Genomic DNA, 23,921 nt, shown 5'->3' on the forward strand with positions numbered 1-23,921 from the left:
AATAAAAAAAACCTGCAAATTGCAGGTTTTTTTATATCTGTTACTTTTATCCCCTCGCCTTTGAGCGAAGGGAAAAAAACTACTGCTGTGTTTTAGTCCAAGAATCACGTAAACCAACTGTTTGGTTAAATACAATGTTCTCTGACTTAGTATCACGGCTGAAGTACCCTGTACGTTCAAATTGAAAACCTTGTGCAGGCTCTGCATTAGCAAGTGATGGCTCAAGTTTTGCGTTTGCTAAAACCACTAATGAATCAGGATTTAAAGTTGTTGCAAAGTCTTCAGCTGCTGCAGGATTTGGTACGCTGAATAACCGATCATATAAACGAACTTCTGCGGTGATTGACTCACTGGCTGACACCCAGTGGATAACGCCCTTCACTTTACGTCCATCAGTTGGATTTTTGCCCAGCGTTTGTGGATCATAGCTACAGAAAATCGTGGTTATTTCGCCATTTTCGTCTTTTTCAACACGCTCTGCTTTAATAACATAAGCACCACGTAATCGAACTTCTTTATCAAGTACTAAGCGCTTGAATTTGTTATTTGCTTCTTCTTTGAAGTCTTCACGTTCAATATAAATTTCACGGGTGAACGGAACATCGCGACGACCCATACTTTCATCATTTGGATGATTTGCAATTGATAAGGTTTCAACGGTATCAACAGCATAGTTTTCAATGATGATTTTAACCGGATCGAGAACGGCCATGGCACGTGGAGCATGTTCGTTTAAGTCTTCACGGATACAGGCTTCAAGCATGCCCATTTCAACCATGTTTTCTTGTTTGGTTACGCCAATACGTAAGCAAAATTCACGAATTGATGCTGGTGTATAACCACGACGGCGAAGACCTGCAATGGTAGGCATACGCGGATCATCCCACCCTTCAACATACTCATTGACCACTAAATCATTTAGCTTACGCTTTGACATTATAGTGTATTCAAGGTTTAACCTTGAAAACTCAATTTGTTGTGGATGACATTCAAGACTGATGTTATCTAACACCCAATCATATAAACGGCGGTTATCTTGAAATTCAAGTGTACACAATGAATGGGTAATGCCCTCTAGCGCATCTGAGATACAGTGCGTAAAGTCATACATTGGGTAAATACACCATTTATCACCGGTTTGATGATGATGAGCAAAACGCACACGATAAATAATAGGATCACGCAGCACCATAAATGAGCTGGCCATATCGATTTTTGCGCGTAATACACACTCGCCTTCTTTAAATTCACCAGCACGCATTTTTTCAAATAGTGCTAAGTTTTCTGAAGGACTAGTATCACGGGTTGGACTATTTTTACCAGGCTCTTTTAACGTGCCGCGATATTCACGCGCTTGATCAGCTGTTAAAAAGCACACATAGGCTAAGCCTTTATTAATAAGCTCTACAGCATAGTCATACAAAGTATCAAAATAATTTGACGAATACTTTATTTCACCATCCCAGTTAAAACCTAACCACTGAACATCTTCTTTGATTGAATTAACGTAGTTAATATCTTCTTTTTCAGGGTTAGTATCATCAAAACGTAAATTACATTGACCACTGTAGTCTTGCGCAATACCAAAATTTAAACAAATTGATTTAGCATGACCAATATGTAAAAAACCATTTGGCTCTGGTGGAAAACGAGTATGTGTAGACGCATGTTTACCTGATGCTAAATCTTCATCAATACGGGTTCTTATAAAGTTACTTGGGCGATTCTCAATTTCCGCCATAGGAATACAATCCTCACAATAGTGCATGGTGACAAAACTACTGCATTATACCCAAACCACCCCAAGATGCGAGTTTCAGTTGGAATTAAAAGCGATTTAGGCAAGGCATTGATTGCAAATAATAGTGGTTCTATTGGTAAAATCAATAACGCAGTATAAATCGCTTTTAAACCAACCCGTTGGGCGTTTCGCAGGCACTTACTCTCATCGTTGTTACTTCTTAAAAGGGACTACCATTGTTACAAAGTAACGCCTTGATATTAAGCCCCTGTGAAACGCTGAATTCTGCATATTGAGGTGGTTTGGGTATATTATAAAAACAAACCTTAACATACAGTAATAGATGCGGGTTTATTACATATTGTGTGCTTAGCGGAAAATACTAGCTAAAGAACCACGCCTGGGTTGTTATTTAATCTCTTAATGACGATAAATTGTTCTAGCGCAATAAAACAGTCATTCAACCAAGCTACAGTGACGTCATTAAAGTAATTCTTTTAAGGAGAAAATAATGGCTTCACTTTCACAGCATCGCGTTTATATCCCAACTACTGCACGCGCAAACCAATATATCTTAGCGGAGTTCGTACCCAGTGCCGATTTATACGCACGTTTTAGTAATATACAGCAATGTTATGAACGTTTAGCACGACAGCTATTCTCTTCATGTGATGAATACGAGCTACACAATGTACATTTGATAGCAAACGATAAGCTCCCCGTTGTTAGGTTTCATGAAGAGTCGTATTGTTTACAAACAGAAAAACAAATTTTATTCTTTTATAACCCGCGTTACCATGAAGCGCATAAATGCATTTACGACAGCAGCAAACCCAGTAAAAAAATTCGCTTACTCTTCCTTGCTACTGGTGAAGACTTGCGTGCGAATGCTGCCATATTCCATACTCGGGTTAAAAAAGTACTCGAATACCTACAAAGCACATTATTGATCGATGAAGCAGCAATAAAAGTGCGTGATCATCAACATTTAACCTATGACTTGTTCGCCAAAGCGAAAGGATGTAAAGAAAGCTACGGTTATAAACTCAGAGGACTCTACCCTCGCTACCAAAGCCGCCATTGTACACTCCCTGCAGAACATAATGAGATGACCTATACGACATTTGCGATCCCAATAACACGTACTATTAAAACTCAGTTTCATCATTTACTTAATAAGCCAACATTCACAGAGTTTTACCAGCACTTTTATGACGCATTTATTAAGCAATGCGCCGCCAAAAATTTACATTTAGCGGCGATGATAGCAAATGGTACGATGCCAATAATTAGAAACAGTAAGACTGATAACAACGATGGCAATCATGAATTGCAAAAGCTAAGTTTTTCAACCGACGATCAAAAAACGCAATATAGTCATTATTGGCATGATGAAAAACTAGTAGATTCACTGCATTTTGTTATTGTTGCCAGTGAAAAAGACGAACAAGGAATTGGCCACGGTCGGTTTATGAATCAAGTTGAAAGTGTGATCCGTACACTCATCGAACCATTATTTATTAATATAGAGCGCCAAGATATCACTGTGCGATTTTTTCAACATATCAATCATTATCTATAATAGCGAGCTTGTCGATAATGAACCCCTTAAGCTAAGTTCAGGTTAACTACAGACCTTATCCCTGCCAGTATTTTTAGCATGGTAAAGGTTTGTGTCAGCAACTTTTAATAACGTATTAAGGGCGAGTCCTGGCTGCATTTGTGCTACACCAGCACTGCTTGTTAAAGTGATTTTTTTATCGGTCAAGCTTAACGATTTTAAACAAATGCATAAGTTACCGATAAAATCATGCCCTTGTGCAAGTGTTAAGTTTGGCATTACCACAATAAACTCTTCACCACCAAAGCGAGCAAATTGATACTCAGTATCAGCTAACTGCTCTGTAAGTAACGCGCTAAAAGCAATTAGGGCTTGATCACCGATATCATGACCATATTGATCATTTACTTGTTTAAAATGATCAATATCTAAAATTGAAACTGAAAAGTTTTGTTGCTTCCCGATAAGTTGCGCTGCAATAAAATCGAGAATATAGCGACGGTTATGAGCTCCAGTGAGTGGATCTGTATTTGCTCTGCGTTGGCTTCGTAAATATGCTTTGCGTTGATTTAATGCGAAAATTGTAATGCTTAATATCGCTAATATACCAATAACAGAATAGGCTGCTTGTAACTGTCCTTCTTTAGCTAACTTATCTAAAGTAATTTGTTGGTATTTTAATTTCTCTTCAGCCAACTGCAATTTGATATCTTGTTGAGTAGATTCAAATCGTGAGCGTGCTTCTTGCTCGAGTTTCTGCTGCGTTGTTTCTTTTGCTTGCTCTGTAAGCTTAATCAATAACTTCAGTGCATTAGTAGCCTCTGCAAAACGACCTAATTGTTCTAGGCTTTGCGCCTTTAAGCTGAGTGTATTCCGGCTGTAACGGTTATTAAGCGGCCTATCGTAATCAGTCAACAATAACTCTGATGCTTGAATATATTCAAGTGCTTGCTCTGGTTGCTGTAATGCTAAGAAAGTTTTAGCAAATCCATTATTTAACGCAATTATATGCGCTGGATTTACAATCACTTTATTGACATAACTTTTAGCCAAGTATAGTAGTTGCAACGCTTGCGAATATTTTTTTTGCTTCAGAGCGACATTTGCTTTACCAGCTGGCGCTAAAAAAAGATAGCGCGGTGCTTTTACCATTGCTGATAACATTATCATTTCTTCATAACAAACCGCCGCTGAATCAAGTTTTTCGGCGCGCTCATATGTCATGCATAAGATATAGATAACAGGCAAACCATTGACAACATTGCCGTTTTTACTGGCGAGATCGCGTGCTAAAACTGCATATTGCTCACCTTTCTCAAATAGTGACATGGTCGAATAATATGCAGCTAAACTATCATAAACATAAAGCATGGTAGTTGATGACATATTCGCAGTTTTGGCTTCAATGTAGGCATTTTCGATAATTTCTATTGCTTTAGGGTATTCCTCTTGCCAGAGCAACAGAGCCCCTTCAATTGACTCAGCTTGTACCAACATCTCTAAATCGTTTGCTTGAATAAAGGCATTTTGTGCTAAGCGGATTTGTTTAATACTTTCAGGTAACAGCCCTTCTTCTAAAGAAAAAACACTCCGATACATTAACCAATAACCTTGGATCCAATCATCGTCTTTAGGCAGTTGTTGTTGGGCAAGTTCAAAGTAACTTTGTGAGCGTGCGATATCACCTTTAAATAAATACAGCCGCGCTAACAAAGTATTATTATAAGCGTGTTCAGTGGTAGAAATACGCTGAGCTGCTTGTGTAATAACTAATTCTTCGATCAACTGATTTGGTTCAGCTAATGCGCGTTGTTCGGTTACTAAAAATGCGGTACGAAATGAAGTAGATGAAAATAAATTGAAAGAGCAACAAAAGCATACAAGGTAGACTGTAAAATAAATTATTCGCATTACTGCTAGATCTTCCAATGATAAAAAGCAATCGCACATTATAACGGCAGTTTTGATTATTACCAGTAGAGTTTATTGAAACAAGCTATTGATTTTTATTATTAAATAAACAGCTAGAGATTCGGAAATTTATCATTATCTAAACATAATACTTTATAAATAATGGCAAAAAAAAGGCTCACTAAGTGAGCCTTTTTTCAAAACATAGCAGGTTATTACCAGCCAGTTTTTTCTTTAAGTGCTTTACCGATATCAGCAAGTGAACGTACAGTTTTTACGCCCGCAGCTTCTAATGCAGCAAATTTCTCATCAGCAGTACCTTTACCGCCAGCGATGATTGCGCCAGCATGACCCATACGCTTACCTTCTGGTGCAGTAACACCAGCAATGTAAGAAACAACAGGCTTAGTAACGTTAGCTTTGATGTACTCTGCAGCTTCTTCTTCTGCAGTACCACCGATTTCACCGATCATTACGATCGCTTCAGTTTGTGGATCTTTTTCGAACATTTCTAAAACGTCGATAAAGTTAGTACCAGGAATTGGGTCGCCACCAATACCAACACAGGTAGACTGACCGAAACCTGCATCTGTAGTTTGTTTAACAGCTTCGTACGTTAAAGTACCAGAGCGAGAAACAATACCTACTTTACCAGGTTTGTGGATGTGACCAGGCATGATACCAATCTTAGTCTCACCAGGAGTGATAACACCTGGACAGTTAGGACCGATCATACGAGTACCTGTTTGATCTAGTTTAACTTTAACGTCAACCATATCAAGTGTAGGGATACCTTCAGTGATACAAACGATTAGCTCGATGCCCGCATCGATTGCTTCTAAGATAGCATCTTTACAAAAAGGTGCTGGTACATAGATAACTGATGCAGTTGCACCTGTTGCTTCTACAGCATCACGTACAGTGTTAAATACTGGAAGACCAAGGTGCGTTTGACCGCCTTTACCTGGGCTTACACCGCCAACCATTTGTGTACCGTACTCAAGCGCTTGCTCTGAGTGGAAAGTACCTTGGCCACCGGTGAAACCTTGACAGATAACTTTTGTATCTTTATTGATTAATACAGACATTATTTGCCCTCCGCAGCAGCAACAACTTTTTCAGCCGCGTCTGTTAGTGATTCAGCAGCAATGATATCTAGACCAGAATTCTTAAGAACTTCACGACCTAGCTCAGCGTTAGTACCTTCTAAACGTACAACTACAGGTACGTTTACGCCAACTTCTTTAACTGCGCCAATGATGCCTTCAGCGATCATGTCACAACGAACGATACCACCAAAGATGTTAACTAAAACAGCTTTAACGTTGTCATCTGAAAGAATGATTTTGAATGCTTCAGATACACGTTCTTTAGTCGCGCCGCCGCCAACATCCAGGAAGTTTGCAGGCTTACCACCGTGTAGGTTTACGATGTCCATAGTACCCATTGCTAGGCCTGCACCGTTAACCATACAACCAACGTTACCGTCTAATGCAACGTAGTTAAGTTCAAAACTTGCTGCATGTGCTTCACGTGCATCTTCTTGTGATGGATCGTGGAAATCACGCATTTTAGGTTGACGGTAAAGTGCATTACCATCGATACCGATTTTGCCGTCAAGACAGTGAAGGTTACCTTCATCAGTGATAACAAGCGGGTTGATTTCAAGTAGTGCGAAATCGAAATCAGTAAACATTTTACCAAGACCCATGAAGATCTGTACGAACTGTTTCATTTGTACTGGGTTAAGACCCAATTTAAAACCTAGTTCACGTGCTTGGTAAGCTTGAGGACCTACTAATGGGTCGATCTCTGCTTTGTGGATAAGCTCTGGTGTTTCTTCAGCAACAGTTTCAATTTCAACACCGCCTTCAGTAGACGCCATGAAAACAACTTTGCGAGATGCACGGTCAACAACTGCACCTAAGTACAATTCGTTGGCGATATCAGTACAGCTTTCTACTAAAATTTTAGCAACTGGCTGACCATTCTCGTCTGTTTGGTAAGTAACTAGGTTTTTACCTAACCAGTTAGCTGCAAACGCTTTAACTTCGTCGATAGTTTTAACTAGCTTTACACCGCCAGCTTTACCACGTCCACCTGCGTGAACCTGAGTTTTAACAACCCACATATCACCGCCGATTTTCTCAGCAGCTGCTGCAGCTTCTTCAGGTGTATCGCAAGCGAAACCTTGAGAAACTGGTAAACCATATTCGGCAAAAAGTTGTTTTGCCTGATACTCATGCAAATTCATGATGCTTTATCCAATTTTTTATACTAAAAGAGCTGACTATTTTTATAAATAGACAGCTATCCCAAATTGCGCACCTAGTATAGATCCCAAGGCTTAACATGAAAACCCCAGTACGACCAAAGGCGCAAAAAAAAAGCTGTGAATATGACTCACAGCTTATATTTTATACTACTGAATTAAACATCCAGTAATAAACGAGTTGGATCTTCAAGTAACTCTTTAATTGTTACTAAGAAGCCAACAGATTCTTTACCATCTATTTGGCGATGATCATAAGATAATGCCAAATACATCATAGGAAGAATTTCAACTTTACCATTCACAGCCATTGGACGGTCTTGGATTTTATGCATACCCAAAATTGAAGACTGCGGTAAGTTGATAATAGGTGTTGATAGTAACGAACCGAACACACCACCGTTAGTGATAGTGAAGTTACCACCAGTCATGTCGTCAAGTGTTAACTTACCATCACGACCTTTAAGTGCTAATTCACGAATACCTTTTTCGATTTCAGCAACAGATAGCTTATCGCAATCTTTTAGTACTGGAGTCACTAGGCCACGTGGCGTAGAAACCGCAATGCTGATATCAAAATAGTTGTGGTATACGATATCATCGCCATCAATTGATGCATTTACGTCAGGGAAACGTTTTAGTGCTTCAGTCACTGCTTTTACGTAAAAAGACATGAAACCTAAACGGATACCGTGACGTTTCTCGAACACTTCTTGATACTGCTTACGAAGATCCATGATTGGTTTCATGTTAACTTCGTTAAATGTCGTTAACATTGCAGTAGAGTTTTTCGCTTCAAGAAGACGATTAGCAATGGTTTTACGTAAACGTGTCATAGGCACGCGTTTTTGTGTACGGTCACCCATTGGTGCCGCTGGCGCTGCTTCAGCTTTCGCCGCAGGAGCTGGTGACTTCAAGAATTGATCAACATCTTCTTTTGTCACACGACCATTTTTACCAGAGCCTTTAATTTTAGAAGCATCTAGGCCTTTTTCTGCGATTAAACGACGCACTGAAGGTGTTAACACGTCTGAGCTATCGCTAGAATCAGCAGCTGGAGCTTGTTCTTTTGCTGCAGGGGCTGCAGCTGGTGCGCCACCGGCTTTAACTTTACCGATAACTTGGTCACCCAGTACTGTATCGCCTTCTGCGTGAATAATTTCACCCATTACGCCATCTTCTTGAGCAACAACTTCAAGAACAACTTTATCAGTTTCGATATCAACTAGGTTTTGATCGCGTGTTACTGCGTCACCTGGTTGCACATGCCAAGTAGCTACTGTCGCGTCTGCGACTGATTCTGGAAGTACAGGTACTTTAATGTCCACTTCTTTACCTTCTGATGCTGGTGCTGATTGCGCCGCTGGCGCGTTTTCTTGTTTGTCTGAAGCTGGTGCAGCTTCGCTCTTTGCGTCTTCAGTTGGCGCAGCTGCATCAGCCTCACCAATGATACCGATCACTTGGTCGCCAAGTACGGTTGCACCTTCTTCTTGTGAAATTTCAGTGATCACACCATCATGTGGTGCAACAACTTCTAAAACAACTTTGTCTGTTTCGATATCTACTAAGTTCTGATCACGGCTTACTTTGTCGCCAACACTTACATGCCATGTAGCAACGGAAGCATCAGCAACCGACTCAGGAAGAACAGGAACTTTAATTTCTGTGCTCATTGCTTATCCTTTATTTTCAATAGTAAGCGCGTCTGCGACAAGCGCTTGTTGTTCTTTAGTATGCACTGACATATAACCACACGCTGGAGAAGCAGAGGCTTTACGACCTGCATATTTAAGCTTCGCACCTTGTGGGATTGCATCTACAAAGTGGTGTTGTGAACAATACCAAGCACCTTGGTTTTGCGGCTCTTCTTGACACCAAACAAAGTCTTTCACATGTTGATAACGCGCCATAATGGCTTCCATTTCATCATGTGGGAATGGGTATAACTGTTCAACACGCACAATAGCAACATTCTCTTGCTCAAGCTTACGACGCTCTTGTAATAGCTCGTAGTAAACTTTACCACTACAAAATACTACGCGTTCTACTTTCTTAGCATCAATATCATCGATTTCATCGATCATATTATGGAATACACCTTCTGCAAGCTCTTCAAGCGACGACGTTGCAAGTGGATGACGTAACAATGATTTAGGTGTCATAACAATCAGTGGGCGACGCAGTGGTCTTACTGATTGACGACGTAACATTGCATATACTTGTGCCGGTGTTGAAGGCACACATACTTGCATGTTGTGATCAGCACATAGCTGTAAGAAACGCTCTAAACGTGCCGAACTGTGTTCAGGACCTTGCCCTTCATAACCATGTGGCAATAAAATGGTCAGTCCACATAAGCGGCCCCATTTTTGCTCACCTGAACTTAAGAATTGGTCAAATACAACTTGTGCGCCGTTAGCAAAATCACCAAACTGTGCTTCCCACAGTACTAGTGATGTTGGCTCTGCTGTCGCATAACCATATTCAAACGCCACAACCGCTTCTTCTGAAAGCACTGAGTCAAATACTTGGAAAGTACCTTGATCTTCACTTAAGTGCTGTAAAGGCGTGTAAGTGGCCCCATCAGTTTGACTATGTACAACTGCATGGCGGTGGAAGAAAGTACCACGACCTGAATCTTGGCCTGTTAAACGAATATCAGTACCTTCAGTTGCGATCGTTGCATAAGCAAGTGTTTCTGCCATACCCCAATCAAGTGGTTTCTCACCGTTAGCCATTAATTTGCGATCATCGTAAATCTTTTTAACGCGAGACTGAGCTTTATATTGCTCAGGGTAACTTGCTATTTTGTTACCTAGTTCTTTTAATTTTTCAACTGGAACGCTGGCATCGTAATCAACACTCCATTCATGGCCAACATACTTAGCCCAATCAGATGAGTGTGATGTTTCTGGTTGAATTTCTTCAACAACACAATTGCCTTCGTCTAAACCATTACGGTAGTCATCAGCCAGTGCTTTAATTTCATCTTCAGTAAACGAGCCTTCAGCCATTAACTGATCTGCGTAGATCAAACGTGGCACTGGGTGTTTTTTGATTTTTTGGTACATGATCGGTTGAGTCGCATTCGGCTCATCCGCTTCATTATGGCCGTGACGACGATAACAAACTAAATCAATAACCACATCACGTTTAAATTGATTTCTGAAATCAAGTGCGATTTGCGTAACAAATGCAACCGCTTCAGGGTCATCTGAATTAACGTGGAAAATAGGCGATTGCACCATTTTTGCGATGTCTGTACAGTAATCTGTTGAACGTACATCGTATTGTTTGCTTGTAGTAAAACCAACTTGGTTGTTCACTACAATGCGAATACTACCACCACAACTAAACGCATTTGTTTGCGATAAGTTAAAGGTTTCTTGAACAACACCTTGGCCTGCCACTGCCGAGTCACCATGAATGGTGATAGGTAGTGCTTTAATACCTGAACTGTCACCCAAACGGTCTAAACGTGCACGAACCGAGCCCATAACTACTGGGTTTACGATTTCAAGATGCGATGGGTTAAAGGCAAGAGCCATATGAACTTTGCCACCTTTAGTAGCAAAATCCGAAGAGTAACCCATGTGGTATTTAACATCACCTGAGCTTAATGTTTCTTTATGCTTGCCAGCAAACTCATCAAATAGTTCTGATGGGTTTTTACCAAGTACATTGACAAGAACATTTAAGCGACCACGGTGAGCCATACCAATAACCGCTTCTTGTTGGCCACTTTCGCCAGCACGGTGAATAAGCTCTTTAAGCATTGGTACTAATGCATCACCACCTTCAAGTGAGAAACGTTTAGCACCGGGGAACTTAGCCCCTAAATATTTTTCAAGACCATCTGCTGCGGTTAATCCTTTAAGGATACGCAACTTTTCATCTTTACTGAATGTTGGACGTGATTGCACTGACTCTAAACGTTGCTGTAACCAACGCTTTTCTTCAGTTGATGTGATGTGCATATACTCAGCGCCAACAGAACCACAGTATGTGGTCATTAGAGCTTGATATAACTCACCTAAAGGCATGGTATCGCGGCCTACGGCAAACGATCCCACGTTAAATTCACGGTCAAAATCAGCTTTAGATAATTCATGATATTCAAGCTCTAAGTCTCGAACACGTTCACGTTGCCAAATGCCCAATGGATCTAGGTTGGCATTTTGATGACCACGGAAACGGAAAGCATTTATAAGCTGGAGAACTTTGACTTGTTTAGGGTCACTGCTTCCACCTTCTGCTACCACTACTTCTCTATGCTTGTTTTTCGCAAGCGCCGCAAACTGTGCACGAACTTCTGAATGCTTAACTTCAACATCCACACCATCAACTTTTGGTAATTGTTCGAACACTTCTCGCCATTCTTCTGGCACAGAAGTCGCATTGTCTAAATACGCTTCATAAAGCTCTTCTATATAAGCAACGTTGCCGCCGTTTAAATGTGAAGATTCTAGCCATGCCTTCATCACACCTTCGTGCATTTATAAGCCCTTTTCTTTAGCGCAGAAATTAATTGTAATAACAAGATGGCCAATTCACATTAGCCATCTTACATTTATCAAGATTATTAAACCGAACGGCTTATTAACATTGATTTGATTTGTCCGATTGCCTTAGTTGGATTAAGACCCTTAGGACAAACGCTAACACAGTTCATGATACTGTGACAACGGAACACGCTGAATGCATCGTCTAAATCAGCTAAACGCTCTTCAGTTGCCGTATCGCGGCTATCAGCCAAGAAACGGTAAGCATGAAGAAGACCAGCTGGACCTATGAACTTGTCTGGATTCCACCAAAACGAAGGACACGATGTTGAACAACATGCACATAGTATACACTCATACAAGCCATCTAACTTATCACGTTCTTCGATTGATTGAAGACGTTCACCCGCCGCTGGCGTGTCATTAATTAAGTATGGTTTAACTTTTTCGTATTGAGTGTAGAACTGACTCATGTCAATAACAAGGTCACGTACCACAGGTAAACCTGGTAATGGACGTATTACAATTTTACCTTTGCCATTTTTTTGTAGCGTAGATAAAGGAGTAATACATGCTAAACCATTTTTACCATTCATGTTAACACCGTCAGAACCACATACACCTTCACGGCATGAGCGACGGAATGATAACGTTGGATCTTGCTCTTTTAATAATAAAAGTGCATCCAAAACCATCATGTCGTGGCCTTCTTCCGTTTGCAAAGTATATTCTTGCATACGTGGGGCGTTATCAACATCTGGATTATAACGATAAACAGAAAATTGTACTTGTGCCATCGTCTCGCTCCTAGTAGGTACGTGCTTTAGGTGGAAATGCTTCGCGCAGTTTAGGCGCATAGTTAACATCACGTTTGCTCATTTCATCCGTTACCGGATTGAAAACAGAGTGACATAGCCAGTTTTCGTCATCACGATCTGGGAAGTCAAAGCGAGAGTGTGCACCACGGCTTTCTGTACGGAAGTTTGCAGCGACTGCAGTTGAGTACGCTGTTTCCATCATGTTATCTAGCTCTAGACATTCGATACGTGCAGTGTTGAAGTCTAATGATTTATCATCAAGACGCGCATGCTGCAGACGTTCACGAATTTCTTTAAGTTCTTTAAGACCTGCTGCCATTGACTCACCTTCACGGAATACCGAGAAGTTAAGTTGCATACATTGCTGTAGATCTTTCTTGATTTGGACTGGATCTTCGCCTTGACCAATTGTTGAGTTTTCCCAACGATTAAAGCGAGCAAGTGACGCTTCTAAATCTGACTCAGAGGCATCTTTAGATACTTCAACATCATTTAGGTATGTACCTAAGAAGTTACCAGCTGCACGACCAAATACCACTAAATCAAGCAATGAGTTACCACCTAAGCGGTTTGCACCGTGTACAGATACACAGGCAATCTCACCAACTGCAAATAAGCCTTCAACTACTTTCTCATTGCCTTGGGCATCGATTTGTAGTACTTGCCCATTTACATTGGTTGGTACGCCACCCATCATATAATGGCAAGTAGGAATTACTGGAATTGGCTCTTTAGCAGGGTCAACGTGAGCAAATGTTTTAGCAAGATCACATACACCAGGAAGACGTAGATTAAGCGTTTCTTCACCTAAGTGATCAAGCTTAAGCTTAATGTGTGGACCCCAAGGACCATCACAACCACGACCTTCACGGATTTCTGTCATCATTGAACGAGCAACAACATCGCGTGACGCTAAATCTTTTGCATTCGGTGCATAACGTTCCATGAAACGCTCGCCATCTTTATTTAAAAGATAACCACCTTCACCACGACAACCTTCTGTTACTAGCGTACCCGCACCAGCAATACCGGTTGGGTGAAATTGCCACATTTCCATGTCTTGCATAGAAATGCCGGCACGAGTTGCCATACCAACACCGTCACCAGTATTGATGTGTGCATTAGTCGTTGATGCGAAGATACGACCTGCGCCACCCGTTGCTAGTACAACAGCTTTAGATTTAAAGTAAACAACCTCGCCGGTTTCGATATCGATTGCAGTACAACCAACAACATTACCATCATCGTTTTTAACTAAATCTAATGCATACCATTCAGAAAATACATTGGTTTTGTTTTTAACGTTTTGCTGGTAAAGAAGGTGTAATAACGCATGACCAGTACGGTCAGCTGCAGCCGCAGTCCGTGCAGCTTGCTCACCACCAAAATTCTTCGATTGACCACCGAAAGGACGTTGGTAAACACGGCCATTTTCAAAACGAGAAAATGGTAGACCCATGTTTTCTAATTCAGTAATTGCTTCTGGGCCTGTTTTACACATATATTCGATAGCGTCTTGGTCACCGATGAAATCGGAACCTTTAACAGTATCGTACATGTGCCATTCCCAGTTATCTTCATGTGAGTTACCCAAAGCAACCGTAATACCACCTTGTGCAGACACAGTGTGAGAACGGGTTGGGAATACTTTAGAGATAAGCGCACAGGTTTTACCTGATTCAGTGATTGCAAGTGCTGCGCGCATACCCGCACCACCTGCGCCAATCACAACGGCATCAAATTCACGAACAGAATATTTCACTTAAACACCCCATAAAACGATTAGACCAATAGCTACGTATGCAACGGCCATAAGGTTTAATACAAACCCTAAAACAGCGCGTAATGTTGCATTTTTCACGTAATCAGTCAGTACTTGCCAAAGGCCAATACGGGTATGAACCATAATGCAAACGAGGGTAATTAACGTAAACCCTTTCATTGCGAGGTTTGAAAACAGGCCTTGCCATGCTTCAAAAGTAACTTCTGGTGTACATAAGAAGTAGCCGATAATAAAAATCGCATACGCGGTAATTACTAGTGCCGTGGTACGTAATGAGACATAATCTTGTACACCATCACGCTTTAGAGTTGCTTGATTTAAAACCATATCCACACCCCTGCTAGAACAGAAGCCACAACGCCAAGTGCCATAGCAATTTTAGCGCTGAGGTTACCTGATTCAAGTTCTTCCCAATGTCCCATATCCATAATGATATGACGAATACCGCCGATAAGGTGGTATGCCAATACGGAAATGGTGCCCCAAGCTATAAATTTGGCAATGAATCCGCTAAACAGACCCTTGACGAATTCAAAACCTTCAGCAGAAGAAAGAGACTCAGACCAAGCCCAAATGACAAACGTTAAAGCAAAAAATAACGCAACACCGGTGACGCGGTGAAAAATTGATGCTTTAGCCGTTGCCGGCATTGATATAGTTGTTAGATCTAGATTTACAGGTCTTTGCTTTTTCACAGTTACTTGCCCATCTTGCCCACTAGGAGCTCATCTACTTGTTTTTCTTAACCCACCAGAAAACGATTTTTCTGATGGAACTATCTAAGTAAAGCTTTTTGTTACGACTAAAATTCACATTTTTGCAAAGATTAGCTGTAAAAATAACGTTTACCTACAGACAATACGGTATAAAACCTTCGATAGTATATATAGCCAAAGGTCTTTTTACAATTCTTGTTTAGTTAGAGCTATTTGCGAATTAGCCAATGGTATAATATTTAATCCCGTCAGAATATTTATTATACATTTGTGCATAATGTTTATAAAAATTGACTTTAACCCCCTCTTTCACGTTAAAATGAAAAGGATGTGCTTAAACAGATTCAGAACATAACAATCAGAGTTGTTATCTTAATAGGAGATAAATAGATGGCGGATAAGAAAGCCACAGTCCATATTGATGGTCTAGATCCAATCGAACTTCCAATTTACCAAGGTACTGCTGGTCAGGATGTAATCGATGTACGTACGTTAGGTGCTCACGGTCATTTCACATATGATCCAGGTTTCATGTCGACTGGTTCTTGCGAATCTTCAATTACATATATCGACGGTGGCAAAGGGATATTACTTCACCGTGGTTACCCAATTGAACAACTAGCCGAAGACTCAGATTATGTTGAGTTGTGTTATTTACTGTTAAACGGTGAATTACCAACTAAAGAGCAATATACTGATTTTGCATCACAAATCACACATAGCACGATGCTTGATGAGAAAATTGCAAACTTCTTCCAAGGCTTCCGTTTTGATGCCCATCCAATGGCTATGCTATGTGGTGTAGTTGGTGCATTATCATCTTTTTATCATGAAGATCTTGATATTACTGATGCAACACAACGTAAAACAAGTGCTGTAAAATTAATTGCTAAGCTTCCAACTATCGCAGCGATGGCTTATAAATACAACGTAGGTCAACCATTCGTTTACCCACGCAATGATTTAAGCTATGCAGAAAACTTCTTACATATGATGTTCTCTGTACCAGCTGAAGAATATAAAGTTAATCCAGTGACTGCTAAAGCAATGGATAAAATCTTTATGCTTCACGCTGATCACGAGCAAAATGCATCAACGTCTACAGTACGCTTAGCTGGTTCTTCTGGTGCTAACCCATATGCATGTATTGCCGCAGGTATCGCATCACTTTGGGGCCCTGCACATGGCGGTGCTAACGAAGCATGTTTAAACATGTTAGAAGAAATTGGCTCTGTTGATCGCATCGACGAATACGTTGCTAAAGCAAAAGATAAGTCGGACCCATTCCGTCTTATGGGCTTTGGACACCGTGTTTACAAAAACTTCGATCCGCGTGCAACTGTAATGCGTCAAACCTGTCACGAAGTACTTGCTGAGCTTAATATTCAAGATCCGTTGCTAGATATTGCAATGAAACTTGAGCAAATTGCATTAGAAGACCCATACTTTGTTGAGAAGAAACTTTACCCTAACGTAGACTTCTACTCAGGTATTATCTTAAAAGCAATTGGTATCCCAACAAGCATGTTCACTGTGATTTTCGCAATGGCACGTACTGTTGGTTGGATCACACACTGGGACGAGATGTTATCTCAACCTGGTCATAAGATCAGCCGTCCACGTCAGCTATATACTGGTCACACACACCGTGATTACGTAGCAACAGACAAGCGTTAATTTTATAGTTGATGCTAAAAAGGGCCGCATTTGCGGCCTTTTTTGTATCTAGTCCTTGAGAAATATCACAAAGCCATTACAATTCCGGTTCAGTTTTTAATTCGGCTTTGGTGTGCTTGATGTTGAAAAGTTATGTTTAATATAGAAAAAATTCGCGCAGACTTTCCTGCCCTAAAACAACTCATCAACGGGCAACCGCTGGTCTATCTTGATTCGGCTGCAACCACCCAAAAACCACTGTCAGTTATCAGCGCGACTGAGCATTTTTACGCACGTAATAATGCTAACGTTCATCGTGGCCGCCATAGCTTAAGCGAACAAGCAACCCACGCCTATGAACAAGCAAGACAGACCGTTGCCAATTATTTTAATATCGACGCAAATGAGTTAGTTTGGACCAAAGGAGCTACTGAGGCAATAAACTTAGTTGCGAATGGTTTAACTGAGCAGCTTGATAATGATTCAACCATCATCATTTCAGCCTTAGAGCATCACGCTAATATTGTGCCATGGCAACAGTTAGCAAAGCGCACGGGAGCAAAGCTGCTGGCACTTCCGTTACAAAAAAATGGCAGCTTTGATGTTCAAGCATGTGTTGAATTCATCAGTCAGCATAAGCCATCTGTACTTGCTATCACTCACGCGTCTAATGCACTTGGTAATATCACAGATCTTGACCCAATATTACATGCCGCAAAACGCCATGACGCAATTACCTTAGTGGATGGTGCGCAAGCTGCGCTGCATTTACAGCCAAATTTACCTCAACTTGGTTGTGATTTTTATGTTTTTTCGGCTCATAAAATGCTCGGGCCGACCGGATTAGGAGGATTATATGGTCGTTATGATCGATTAAATAGTTTAGCTGTGTATCAAACTGGTGGCGAAATGATTGAAACTGTTACATTAGCAAAAACAATATTTCGTCAGGCACCAGCAAAGTTTGAAGCAGGTACACCAAACATTGCTGCAGTGATCGCTTTTGCAGCTGCAATCGATTATCTAACCAGTTTAAATAAGACTAATGTATATACTCATGAACAAGTAATTTTTAATTATGCGGCAGAAAAACTGCAAGCCATCGCAGGAATTACCGTTTATAGCAACATTGAGAACAATATTGGTACCCTTTGTTTCAATTATAAAGACGAACACCCTTTCGATATAGCAACACTTTTAGATGGTTATGGTATAGCAGTTCGCAGCGGTCATCATTGTGCGCAGCCATTAATGCAACATTTAGGTATTAATGGCAGTGTTCGAGCCAGCTTTGCATTTTATAATAACCATAGCGATGTTGATTTATTTATCGCTGCTTTGCAAAATTGCTTAGAGTTATTAGACTAATTATGGATAAGACATGATTAAAACGTTTAAAGAAATTGCTTCATCGCTTGAGAGCTCGCCATCATGGCAACAAAAATACCGTGAAATAATGCTACTAGGTAAACAATTACCAGCTATGCCGGCTGTTTTAAAAACCAGCGATGCCCTTGTACCTGGCTGTGAGAGTAAAGTTTGGCTGTATTTGGATTTTGACCTTGAAGAAAATTGCTTGGTTATTATTGGTGACTCAGATACCCGTATAGTAAAAGGGTTATTAGCGATTATTCTGTCGCTTTATAATGGTTTAACCCCTGAACAAGCTATTAACACTGACGCATTTGCACAGTTTAATCATTTAGGGCTTATCCAGCACCTTAGTCCTTCCAGAGGCAACGGTATTAAAGCCATGGTTGAGCGTATTCAAACCATGGCAGAACAGAAAAACTAATTTTTCACGGTACGTGCGCAGCGATCTAAATATTTACGTATTGATTTTGCTGCGACAAAAAAACCAAAACTTCCGGTTACCATAGTCGCTGAACCAAAACCGTTGTTACAATCCATATTCATGGAGCCATCAGCCCCCTGTTTAGCATGACAAACGCTGCCATCAGTACTTGGATATACCAATTGCTCAGTTGAATAAACACAATCGATGTTGAATTTTCGCTTTGGATTGCTACTAAAGTTGTACTGCTTGCGCAAAATATATCGGACTTTTGCCAGTAATGGATCATGGGTGGTCTTTGCTACATCACCAAAAGTGATTTGACTCGGATCAGTTTGACCGCCAGCACCACCGGTGGTGATCACCGGTATTTTGTTACGTTTACAATGCGCTATTAATGCCGCTTTTTCTTTTACTGCATCAATGCAATCTATGACATAGTCAAAACCACTTATATGCTCACGAATATTATCTAAAGTAATAAAATCATCGACAACACTGACCTCACACAGTGGATTGATCAATTCACAGCGGGCCTTCATTGCGACAACCTTTGCTTCACCCACCGTGCCTGTTAATGCATGTATTTGCCGATTCACGTTGGTTGCACAAATATCATCAAGATCAATTAAGGTTATTTTACCAACTCCAGTACGTGCTAGAGCCTCTGCCGCCCACGAGCCCACGCCACCAATACCAATAACACAAAAGTGGGCTTGTTGTAGCCATTCAAATTCAGTGTTGCCATATAATCTTTTGATACCACCAAAACGGATATCGGTTACTTTTTCACTCATTTACCAATCCAGTTGCCATGGTGTCTGCCAAGGCTGAAAATTTTCATGTTCAATTAATGTTGTAAACTCATCATCGTAATGCGGTAACAAACTAAATTGCTGTAGTTTACCTTGCCACACAAAACTTAGTGCAAAAGCATGTAAATAGGTGCGCTCAGCAGCAGTACCACCGTATATTACATCACCTAAAATCGGCGCAGAAAGGCTTTTTAGCGCGACCCGTAATTGGTGCGTTTTACCCGAGTAAGGCTTTAAGATAAATGCCCTTCTATTGGCTTTAAAATTAATAGAATAAAAGCGAGTTATGGCTGGGTTTTCTTTACTTGTTAGTAGCTTATAGGTACTACGGCGTGATTTAGCCATATCCCCTTTGATCCAACCTTGCTTTTTCTTCGGTTTGCAATCACTTATCGCCAAATAAAATTTATTAACTTGATGAGCAGTAAATAAAACTGTCAGCTTTGCAGCCGCTTCACTACTGCGTGCTAAAATTATTAGCCCTGATGTCACTTTATCAAGGCGGTGCACAGCATATAACTTTTCTGCGAGTTGTTGCTCAGCGAGTACTACAAAACCTGGGCCTTCTTCACTATGGAAATTAAGCCCGGCAGGTTTTTCTATAATATAAAAATCAAGGTGCTTTGCTATAACCTTGAGTAATGTGAACGTGTTCACCACTTAATGACTTTGCAGTATAGCAATTACACGCGCTAAATCATCAGGCGTATCAACCCCTGCTTGGGGTGTTATTTTTGCCTGTTCTATTTTTATTTTATAGCCATGATATAAAACACGTAATTGCTCAAGAGATTCAAGTTGCTCTAATGGGGATGGCGTCAGTGAGATGTATTGTTTAATAAAACCAGCGCGGTATGCATAAATACCCACATGACGTTGAAAATCTTGTGTGTCTAATCCGTTATTCTCACCAGTGTACATATGACTACGATCATAGGGAATGCTGGCACGAGAAAAGTACAGTGCATTTTTATTTACATCGCTGACGACTTTAACTGCATTGGGATTAAAGATCTCATCGACATTCTCAATGGCGGCACTCAAGGTCGCCATTGGCGCACTTGAATTAGCAAGTAAAGCTGCAACTTGCGAGACATTTTCAGCGGCTAATAAAGGCTCATCACCTTGCACATTCACTACAATAATATCGTTATTAAGTGATAATAAATCAACAACTTCAGCTAGCCGTTCAGTGCCTGACTGATGATCATCTCGAGTCATTAAGACATTATTAGTAAAGCCTTTGACAACATCAAAAACCTGTTGATGATCGGTGGCTATTACGACCTTACTAGCCCCTGACGCCATCGCCTTTTCATAAACATGTTGAATCATAGGTTTGCCACAAATATCAGCAAGGGGTTTACCTGGTAGACGACTCGATGCAAAGCGCGCTGGAATAACGACTACGAATTCCACTTTTCAATCTCTTCTAAGCTCAATTCACGCGCTTCATTTTCTAGTAATACAGGAATATCATCTCGAATAGGGTAAGCAAGTTTTGCAGCTGTGCTGATCAATTCACTGTTTTCTTTGTCTAAACGTAATTTGCCTTTACACACTGGGCAAGCAATTATTTCAAGTAATTTTGTATCAAAGGCCATCTAGGATCCCTTTTTCTCTCAGTAATAAGTTAAGTTTAGATACCACCGCAGGGGATGGCTCTGCGTCAACAGGTAAAAAATACCACGTTGGTTTTGCAAATGAGTGACATTTTACCGCATCTTTCTCCGTCATAAACACTATTTCATCATTAAATTTTATGAAATCTTGTGCTGTATAACCATAATGATCTCGAAAATGATGACAACTTAGCAATGTAATGCCTTGTTGACGTAAGCTATTTTCAAAACGTTGTGGATTACCAATGGCGCTCACTGCGTGACCTCTCAAAAGCGGGACTTTAGTGGCTATATTAGTGGCAACATTTACTAAATCAGCACTTCTTAGCTGATAATTAAACATGGCATTCCCCCCATTTTCAATAACCAAATCAACTGATTTTAAACGTTTTTGTGTTTCTCTCAGTGGCCCCGCAGGCATTAACAAGCCATTGCCAAAACGTCGTTGACTATCAACAATACAGCACTCTATTGTTCTGGCCATTTTATAATGTTGCATACCATCATCGGAAATAATCACATCAAGCTGATGTTGCGCAATTAATTGCTTTATATTAGCTTGTCGATCTGGGCCTACAACTACAGGGCAGTCAAGCCTGCGTTGAATAAGTACCGGCTCATCACCTGCCTGAGTCGTATCAGTATGCTCAGTCACAGTGAGTGGATAGCTATCACTGTTGCCGCCATAGCCTCGACTAATAATGCCAACCCTTAAGCCACGCTGCTGTAGGTAATCCGCAAGCCAGATCACAAAGGGAGTTTTCCCGTTACCACCGACGCTAATATTACCTACCACGATAACTGGCACAGGGCTTTGATATGCCTTCAATAAACCTAGCGCATACGCTAATTTACGCAGATTACTTATAAACCAAAATAATCCACTCAGTGGTAAAAGTAATACGGTAAGAAAGCTTATACCTCGATACCAGCTTTGTTCTAATTTACTCACCCGTGCTCACCAAATTGCATCTTGCAAAGCGCTGCATACGTGCCATCATTAGCCAGTAAGCTGATGTGATCACCACTTTCTATCACTTGACCATTATCAATAACATAGATGTGGTCGCTTTGTTCTATTGTTGATAATCGGTGAGCAATCACAATAGAGGTTTTATTTTTCATTAATGCTTCTAAAGCTTGCTGGATCAGTTTTTCAGACTCTGTATCTAATGCAGAAGTTGCTTCATCTAAAATCAAAATTGGTGCATCTTTTAAGATTGCTCTTGCAATCGCTATACGCTGGCGTTGCCCGCCAGATAACATAACGCCATTTTCACCGACCATGGTATTTAGACCGTCGGGTAAATCTTTCACAAACTCCCACACATGTGCTTGTTTTGCCACATTCAAGACCTCGTCATCACTAAGTGGACGTGCAATACCATAACTGATGTTATTGGCAATGGTGTCATTAAACAACACTACTTGCTGTGATACTAGAGCAAATTGGCGACGTAAATCTGTTAACTTATAATCCGCCAGTGGCACGCCATCGAGTAAAATCTCGCTTGGCGGTTGTAAGTCATAATAACGTGGTAATAAGTTTGAAATAGTTGATTTACCAGAACCTGAACGCCCAACTAACGCAATACTCTCGCCCGCTTTTATAGTGAGCGATAAGTTTTTTAATACAGCTTCTGCTTTCGTTGGGTAATTAAAGGTGACATTTTTAACTTCAATCATACCTTTTACTTTATCTACACTAATTGTACCAACGTCTTTTTCGGCCTCTTGGTCAAGCACTAAAAAAATGCTTTGCGCTGCGGATATGCCACGCTGTAAATCGCTATTTACATTAGCTAATTGCTTTAAAGGGCGTAATAACATCATCATCGATGAAATAAGCACCACAAAATCCCCAGAGCTCACTGTATCAATCATTGATGGCATAGAAACCACCCAGAGAATAACTGCCATTGCACTTGCAGCCAAAATTTGAATCACAGACACACTAAGTGCTTTAGTGGCATCCATTTTGATACGCTGCTGACGATTATGATTATTAATTTTTGCAAATTGGGTTATTTCTTGCTGTTGACCGCCAAAGCCATGAATCACTTTATGGCCACTGAGCATTTGCTCTGAGCTACGGGTAACTTGCCCCATTGCCGATTGAATATTTTTAGAGATAAGACGAAAACGTTTTGATACAACGGAAACAATAACTGCCACCAGGGGGATTATGATCAAAAAGATTAATGACAGCTTCCAACTTGTATAAAACATAACAGCCAGTAAAAACACCACAAATGCGCCTTCTCTGACTACTATAAGCATTGCTTTGGTGATCGCTTGCTGCACTTGCTCGGTATCGAACGTTATTTTTGAAATTAAATCCCCAGTTGAATTTTGATCATGAAAGGCAACGGGTAAATGTAAAATATGCTCAAATAATTGCTGACGTAACGAGCGGACAACTTGTGAACCCACATAACTTAAACAATAAGACGAGATATAGTTAAAAATACCCCGGCCAAACACTAACGCGATGACAACAAATGGTGCGTATTTTAATACTTCAGCGTTGCGTTGATTTAAGCCCTGATCTATAAATGGCTTCATTAGTTGGATAAATAAAGCATCCATAGCTGAGTAGCCAATCATGCCAATCACAGCAAAAATGGCAACGCTTTTATAATCCCCCACATACGTCAATAAACGCTTATAAATTTGTGATGTAGTTTGGTCCATAGTACTCTCTTATTCATAATCTGTGGCTATTGTAG

The 23,921-nt window shown here is 40.6% G+C and carries 20 protein-coding genes; 4 read left to right on the top strand and 16 right to left on the bottom strand.

Translation table 11 applies throughout. From position 1 onward, the window contains the following. Nucleotides 1–79: 79 nt before the first annotated feature. Nucleotides 80–1,741, bottom strand: coding sequence for a glutamine--tRNA ligase (gene glnS, locus H5163_RS06930; protein WP_145233878.1), 1,662 nt, complete (start codon nt 1,739–1,741; stop codon nt 80–82). Nucleotides 1,742–2,252: 511 nt separating this feature from the next. Here glnS and H5163_RS06935 point away from each other — a divergent pair. Continuing rightward, a complete protein-coding gene (locus H5163_RS06935) occupies nt 2,253–3,323 on the top strand; it encodes a DUF3083 family protein (protein ID WP_182734751.1) in 1,071 nt (356 codons plus the stop codon). 42 nt (nt 3,324–3,365) lie between these two features. On the opposite strand, the gene H5163_RS06940 is transcribed toward H5163_RS06935, so the two are convergent. The 9 genes from H5163_RS06940 to sdhC form a co-directional block, all read right to left on the bottom strand. After that, entirely contained in the window at nt 3,366–5,213 is a 1,848-nt protein-coding gene (locus H5163_RS06940; protein WP_182734753.1) for a diguanylate cyclase, read from the bottom strand. Nucleotides 5,214–5,428: 215 nt separating this feature from the next. Beyond that, a complete protein-coding gene (sucD, locus tag H5163_RS06945) occupies nt 5,429–6,301 on the bottom strand; it encodes a succinate--CoA ligase subunit alpha (protein WP_145233870.1) in 873 nt (290 codons plus the stop codon). Continuing rightward, a complete protein-coding gene (gene sucC / locus H5163_RS06950; protein WP_145233868.1) occupies nt 6,301–7,467 on the bottom strand; it encodes an ADP-forming succinate--CoA ligase subunit beta in 1,167 nt (388 codons plus the stop codon). Before sucC ends, sucD begins: the two co-directional genes overlap by 1 nt. Before the next feature lie 176 nt (nt 7,468–7,643). Continuing rightward, nucleotides 7,644–9,158: a 2-oxoglutarate dehydrogenase complex dihydrolipoyllysine-residue succinyltransferase gene (gene odhB / locus H5163_RS06955; RefSeq protein ID WP_182717861.1), complete on the bottom strand. Its 1,515-nt coding sequence runs from the start codon at nt 9,156–9,158 to the stop codon at nt 7,644–7,646. A gap of 3 nt (nt 9,159–9,161) precedes the next feature. Continuing rightward, the gene (gene sucA, locus H5163_RS06960; protein WP_145233864.1) at nt 9,162–11,981 is read right to left on the bottom strand and encodes a 2-oxoglutarate dehydrogenase E1 component; all 2,820 of its coding nucleotides are present in this window, start codon (nt 11,979–11,981) and stop codon (nt 9,162–9,164) included. Between the two features lie 86 nt (nt 11,982–12,067). Further along, nucleotides 12,068–12,784: a succinate dehydrogenase iron-sulfur subunit gene (locus H5163_RS06965; protein ID WP_016709644.1), complete on the bottom strand. Its 717-nt coding sequence runs from the start codon at nt 12,782–12,784 to the stop codon at nt 12,068–12,070. Nucleotides 12,785–12,794: 10 nt separating this feature from the next. After that, nucleotides 12,795–14,567: a succinate dehydrogenase flavoprotein subunit gene (gene sdhA, locus H5163_RS06970; protein WP_182734755.1), complete on the bottom strand. Its 1,773-nt coding sequence runs from the start codon at nt 14,565–14,567 to the stop codon at nt 12,795–12,797. After that, on the bottom strand, nt 14,568–14,915 hold the full coding sequence (gene sdhD / locus H5163_RS06975) for a succinate dehydrogenase, hydrophobic membrane anchor protein (protein ID WP_145233859.1): 348 nt from the start codon (nt 14,913–14,915) through the stop codon (nt 14,568–14,570). Next, the gene (gene sdhC, locus H5163_RS06980; protein ID WP_145233857.1) at nt 14,906–15,283 is read right to left on the bottom strand and encodes a succinate dehydrogenase, cytochrome b556 subunit; all 378 of its coding nucleotides are present in this window, start codon (nt 15,281–15,283) and stop codon (nt 14,906–14,908) included. Before sdhC ends, sdhD begins: the two co-directional genes overlap by 10 nt. A gap of 411 nt (nt 15,284–15,694) precedes the next feature. Between sdhC and H5163_RS06985 the strand changes: the two genes are divergently transcribed. From H5163_RS06985 to H5163_RS06995, 3 genes are all read left to right on the top strand, one after another. Then, a complete protein-coding gene (locus H5163_RS06985) occupies nt 15,695–16,981 on the top strand; it encodes a citrate synthase (RefSeq protein ID WP_145233855.1) in 1,287 nt (428 codons plus the stop codon). Nucleotides 16,982–17,113: 132 nt separating this feature from the next. Beyond that, nucleotides 17,114–18,328 carry an aminotransferase class V-fold PLP-dependent enzyme gene (locus tag H5163_RS06990; RefSeq protein ID WP_182734757.1) on the top strand — a complete coding sequence of 405 codons (1,215 nt, stop codon included), beginning with the start codon at nt 17,114–17,116 and terminating at the stop codon, nt 18,326–18,328. A 13-nt stretch (nt 18,329–18,341) separates the two neighbouring features. Next, on the top strand, nt 18,342–18,755 hold the full coding sequence (locus H5163_RS06995) for a SufE family protein (protein WP_145233851.1): 414 nt from the start codon (nt 18,342–18,344) through the stop codon (nt 18,753–18,755). Here the strand turns inward: H5163_RS06995 and tcdA are convergent. The 6 genes from tcdA to msbA are packed head-to-tail and all read right to left on the bottom strand — an operon-like array spanning nt 18,752 to nt 23,886. Continuing rightward, the gene (gene tcdA, locus H5163_RS07000) at nt 18,752–19,552 is read right to left on the bottom strand and encodes a tRNA cyclic N6-threonylcarbamoyladenosine(37) synthase TcdA (protein WP_182730946.1); all 801 of its coding nucleotides are present in this window, start codon (nt 19,550–19,552) and stop codon (nt 18,752–18,754) included. The two genes, H5163_RS06995 and tcdA, sit on opposite strands and share 4 nt — an antisense overlap. Further along, nucleotides 19,553–20,227, bottom strand: a complete 675-nt coding sequence (locus tag H5163_RS07005; protein WP_257325926.1) for a TIGR01621 family pseudouridine synthase — start codon at nt 20,225–20,227, stop codon at nt 19,553–19,555. 3 nt (nt 20,228–20,230) lie between these two features. Beyond that, nucleotides 20,231–20,989 (bottom strand): 3-deoxy-manno-octulosonate cytidylyltransferase, encoded by a 759-nt coding sequence (kdsB, locus tag H5163_RS07010; protein WP_145233845.1) that lies wholly within the window; start codon nt 20,987–20,989, stop codon nt 20,231–20,233. Further along, nucleotides 20,977–21,174, bottom strand: a complete 198-nt coding sequence (locus H5163_RS07015; RefSeq protein WP_145233843.1) for a Trm112 family protein — start codon at nt 21,172–21,174, stop codon at nt 20,977–20,979. The genes kdsB and H5163_RS07015 overlap by 13 nt, the downstream gene beginning before the upstream one ends. After that, on the bottom strand, nt 21,164–22,144 hold the full coding sequence (lpxK, locus tag H5163_RS07020) for a tetraacyldisaccharide 4'-kinase (protein ID WP_182734759.1): 981 nt from the start codon (nt 22,142–22,144) through the stop codon (nt 21,164–21,166). The genes H5163_RS07015 and lpxK overlap by 11 nt, the downstream gene beginning before the upstream one ends. Continuing rightward, on the bottom strand, nt 22,141–23,886 hold the full coding sequence (msbA, locus tag H5163_RS07025; RefSeq protein WP_145233839.1) for a lipid A export permease/ATP-binding protein MsbA: 1,746 nt from the start codon (nt 23,884–23,886) through the stop codon (nt 22,141–22,143). The genes lpxK and msbA overlap by 4 nt, the downstream gene beginning before the upstream one ends. Nucleotides 23,887–23,921 lie beyond the last annotated feature (35 nt).

Source organism: Pseudoalteromonas sp. SG44-8 (genome assembly GCF_014164125.1).
GTDB lineage: Bacteria > Pseudomonadota > Gammaproteobacteria > Enterobacterales > Alteromonadaceae > Pseudoalteromonas > Pseudoalteromonas rhizosphaerae.

Bases quoted from the DNA above. Each gene is read 5' to 3' on its own strand.
- glnS (WP_145233878.1), bottom strand. From the start codon at position 1,741: ATGGCGGAAATTGAGAATCGCCCAAGTAACTTTATAAGAACCCGTATT.
- H5163_RS06935 (WP_182734751.1), top strand. From the start codon at position 2,253: ATGGCTTCACTTTCACAGCATCGCGTTTATATCCCAACTACTGCACGC.
- H5163_RS06940 (WP_182734753.1), bottom strand. From the start codon at position 5,213: ATGCGAATAATTTATTTTACAGTCTACCTTGTATGCTTTTGTTGCTCT.
- sucD (WP_145233870.1), bottom strand. From the start codon at position 6,301: ATGTCTGTATTAATCAATAAAGATACAAAAGTTATCTGTCAAGGTTTC.
- sucC (WP_145233868.1), bottom strand. From the start codon at position 7,467: ATGAATTTGCATGAGTATCAGGCAAAACAACTTTTTGCCGAATATGGT.
- odhB (WP_182717861.1), bottom strand. From the start codon at position 9,158: ATGAGCACAGAAATTAAAGTTCCTGTTCTTCCTGAGTCGGTTGCTGAT.
- sucA (WP_145233864.1), bottom strand. From the start codon at position 11,981: ATGCACGAAGGTGTGATGAAGGCATGGCTAGAATCTTCACATTTAAAC.
- H5163_RS06965 (WP_016709644.1), bottom strand. From the start codon at position 12,784: ATGGCACAAGTACAATTTTCTGTTTATCGTTATAATCCAGATGTTGAT.
- sdhD (WP_145233859.1), bottom strand. From the start codon at position 14,915: ATGGTTTTAAATCAAGCAACTCTAAAGCGTGATGGTGTACAAGATTAT.
- H5163_RS06985 (WP_145233855.1), top strand. From the start codon at position 15,695: ATGGCGGATAAGAAAGCCACAGTCCATATTGATGGTCTAGATCCAATC.
- H5163_RS06990 (WP_182734757.1), top strand. From the start codon at position 17,114: ATGTTTAATATAGAAAAAATTCGCGCAGACTTTCCTGCCCTAAAACAA.
- H5163_RS06995 (WP_145233851.1), top strand. From the start codon at position 18,342: ATGATTAAAACGTTTAAAGAAATTGCTTCATCGCTTGAGAGCTCGCCA.
- tcdA (WP_182730946.1), bottom strand. From the start codon at position 19,552: ATGAGTGAAAAAGTAACCGATATCCGTTTTGGTGGTATCAAAAGATTA.
- H5163_RS07015 (WP_145233843.1), bottom strand. From the start codon at position 21,174: ATGGCCTTTGATACAAAATTACTTGAAATAATTGCTTGCCCAGTGTGT.
- msbA (WP_145233839.1), bottom strand. From the start codon at position 23,886: ATGGACCAAACTACATCACAAATTTATAAGCGTTTATTGACGTATGTG.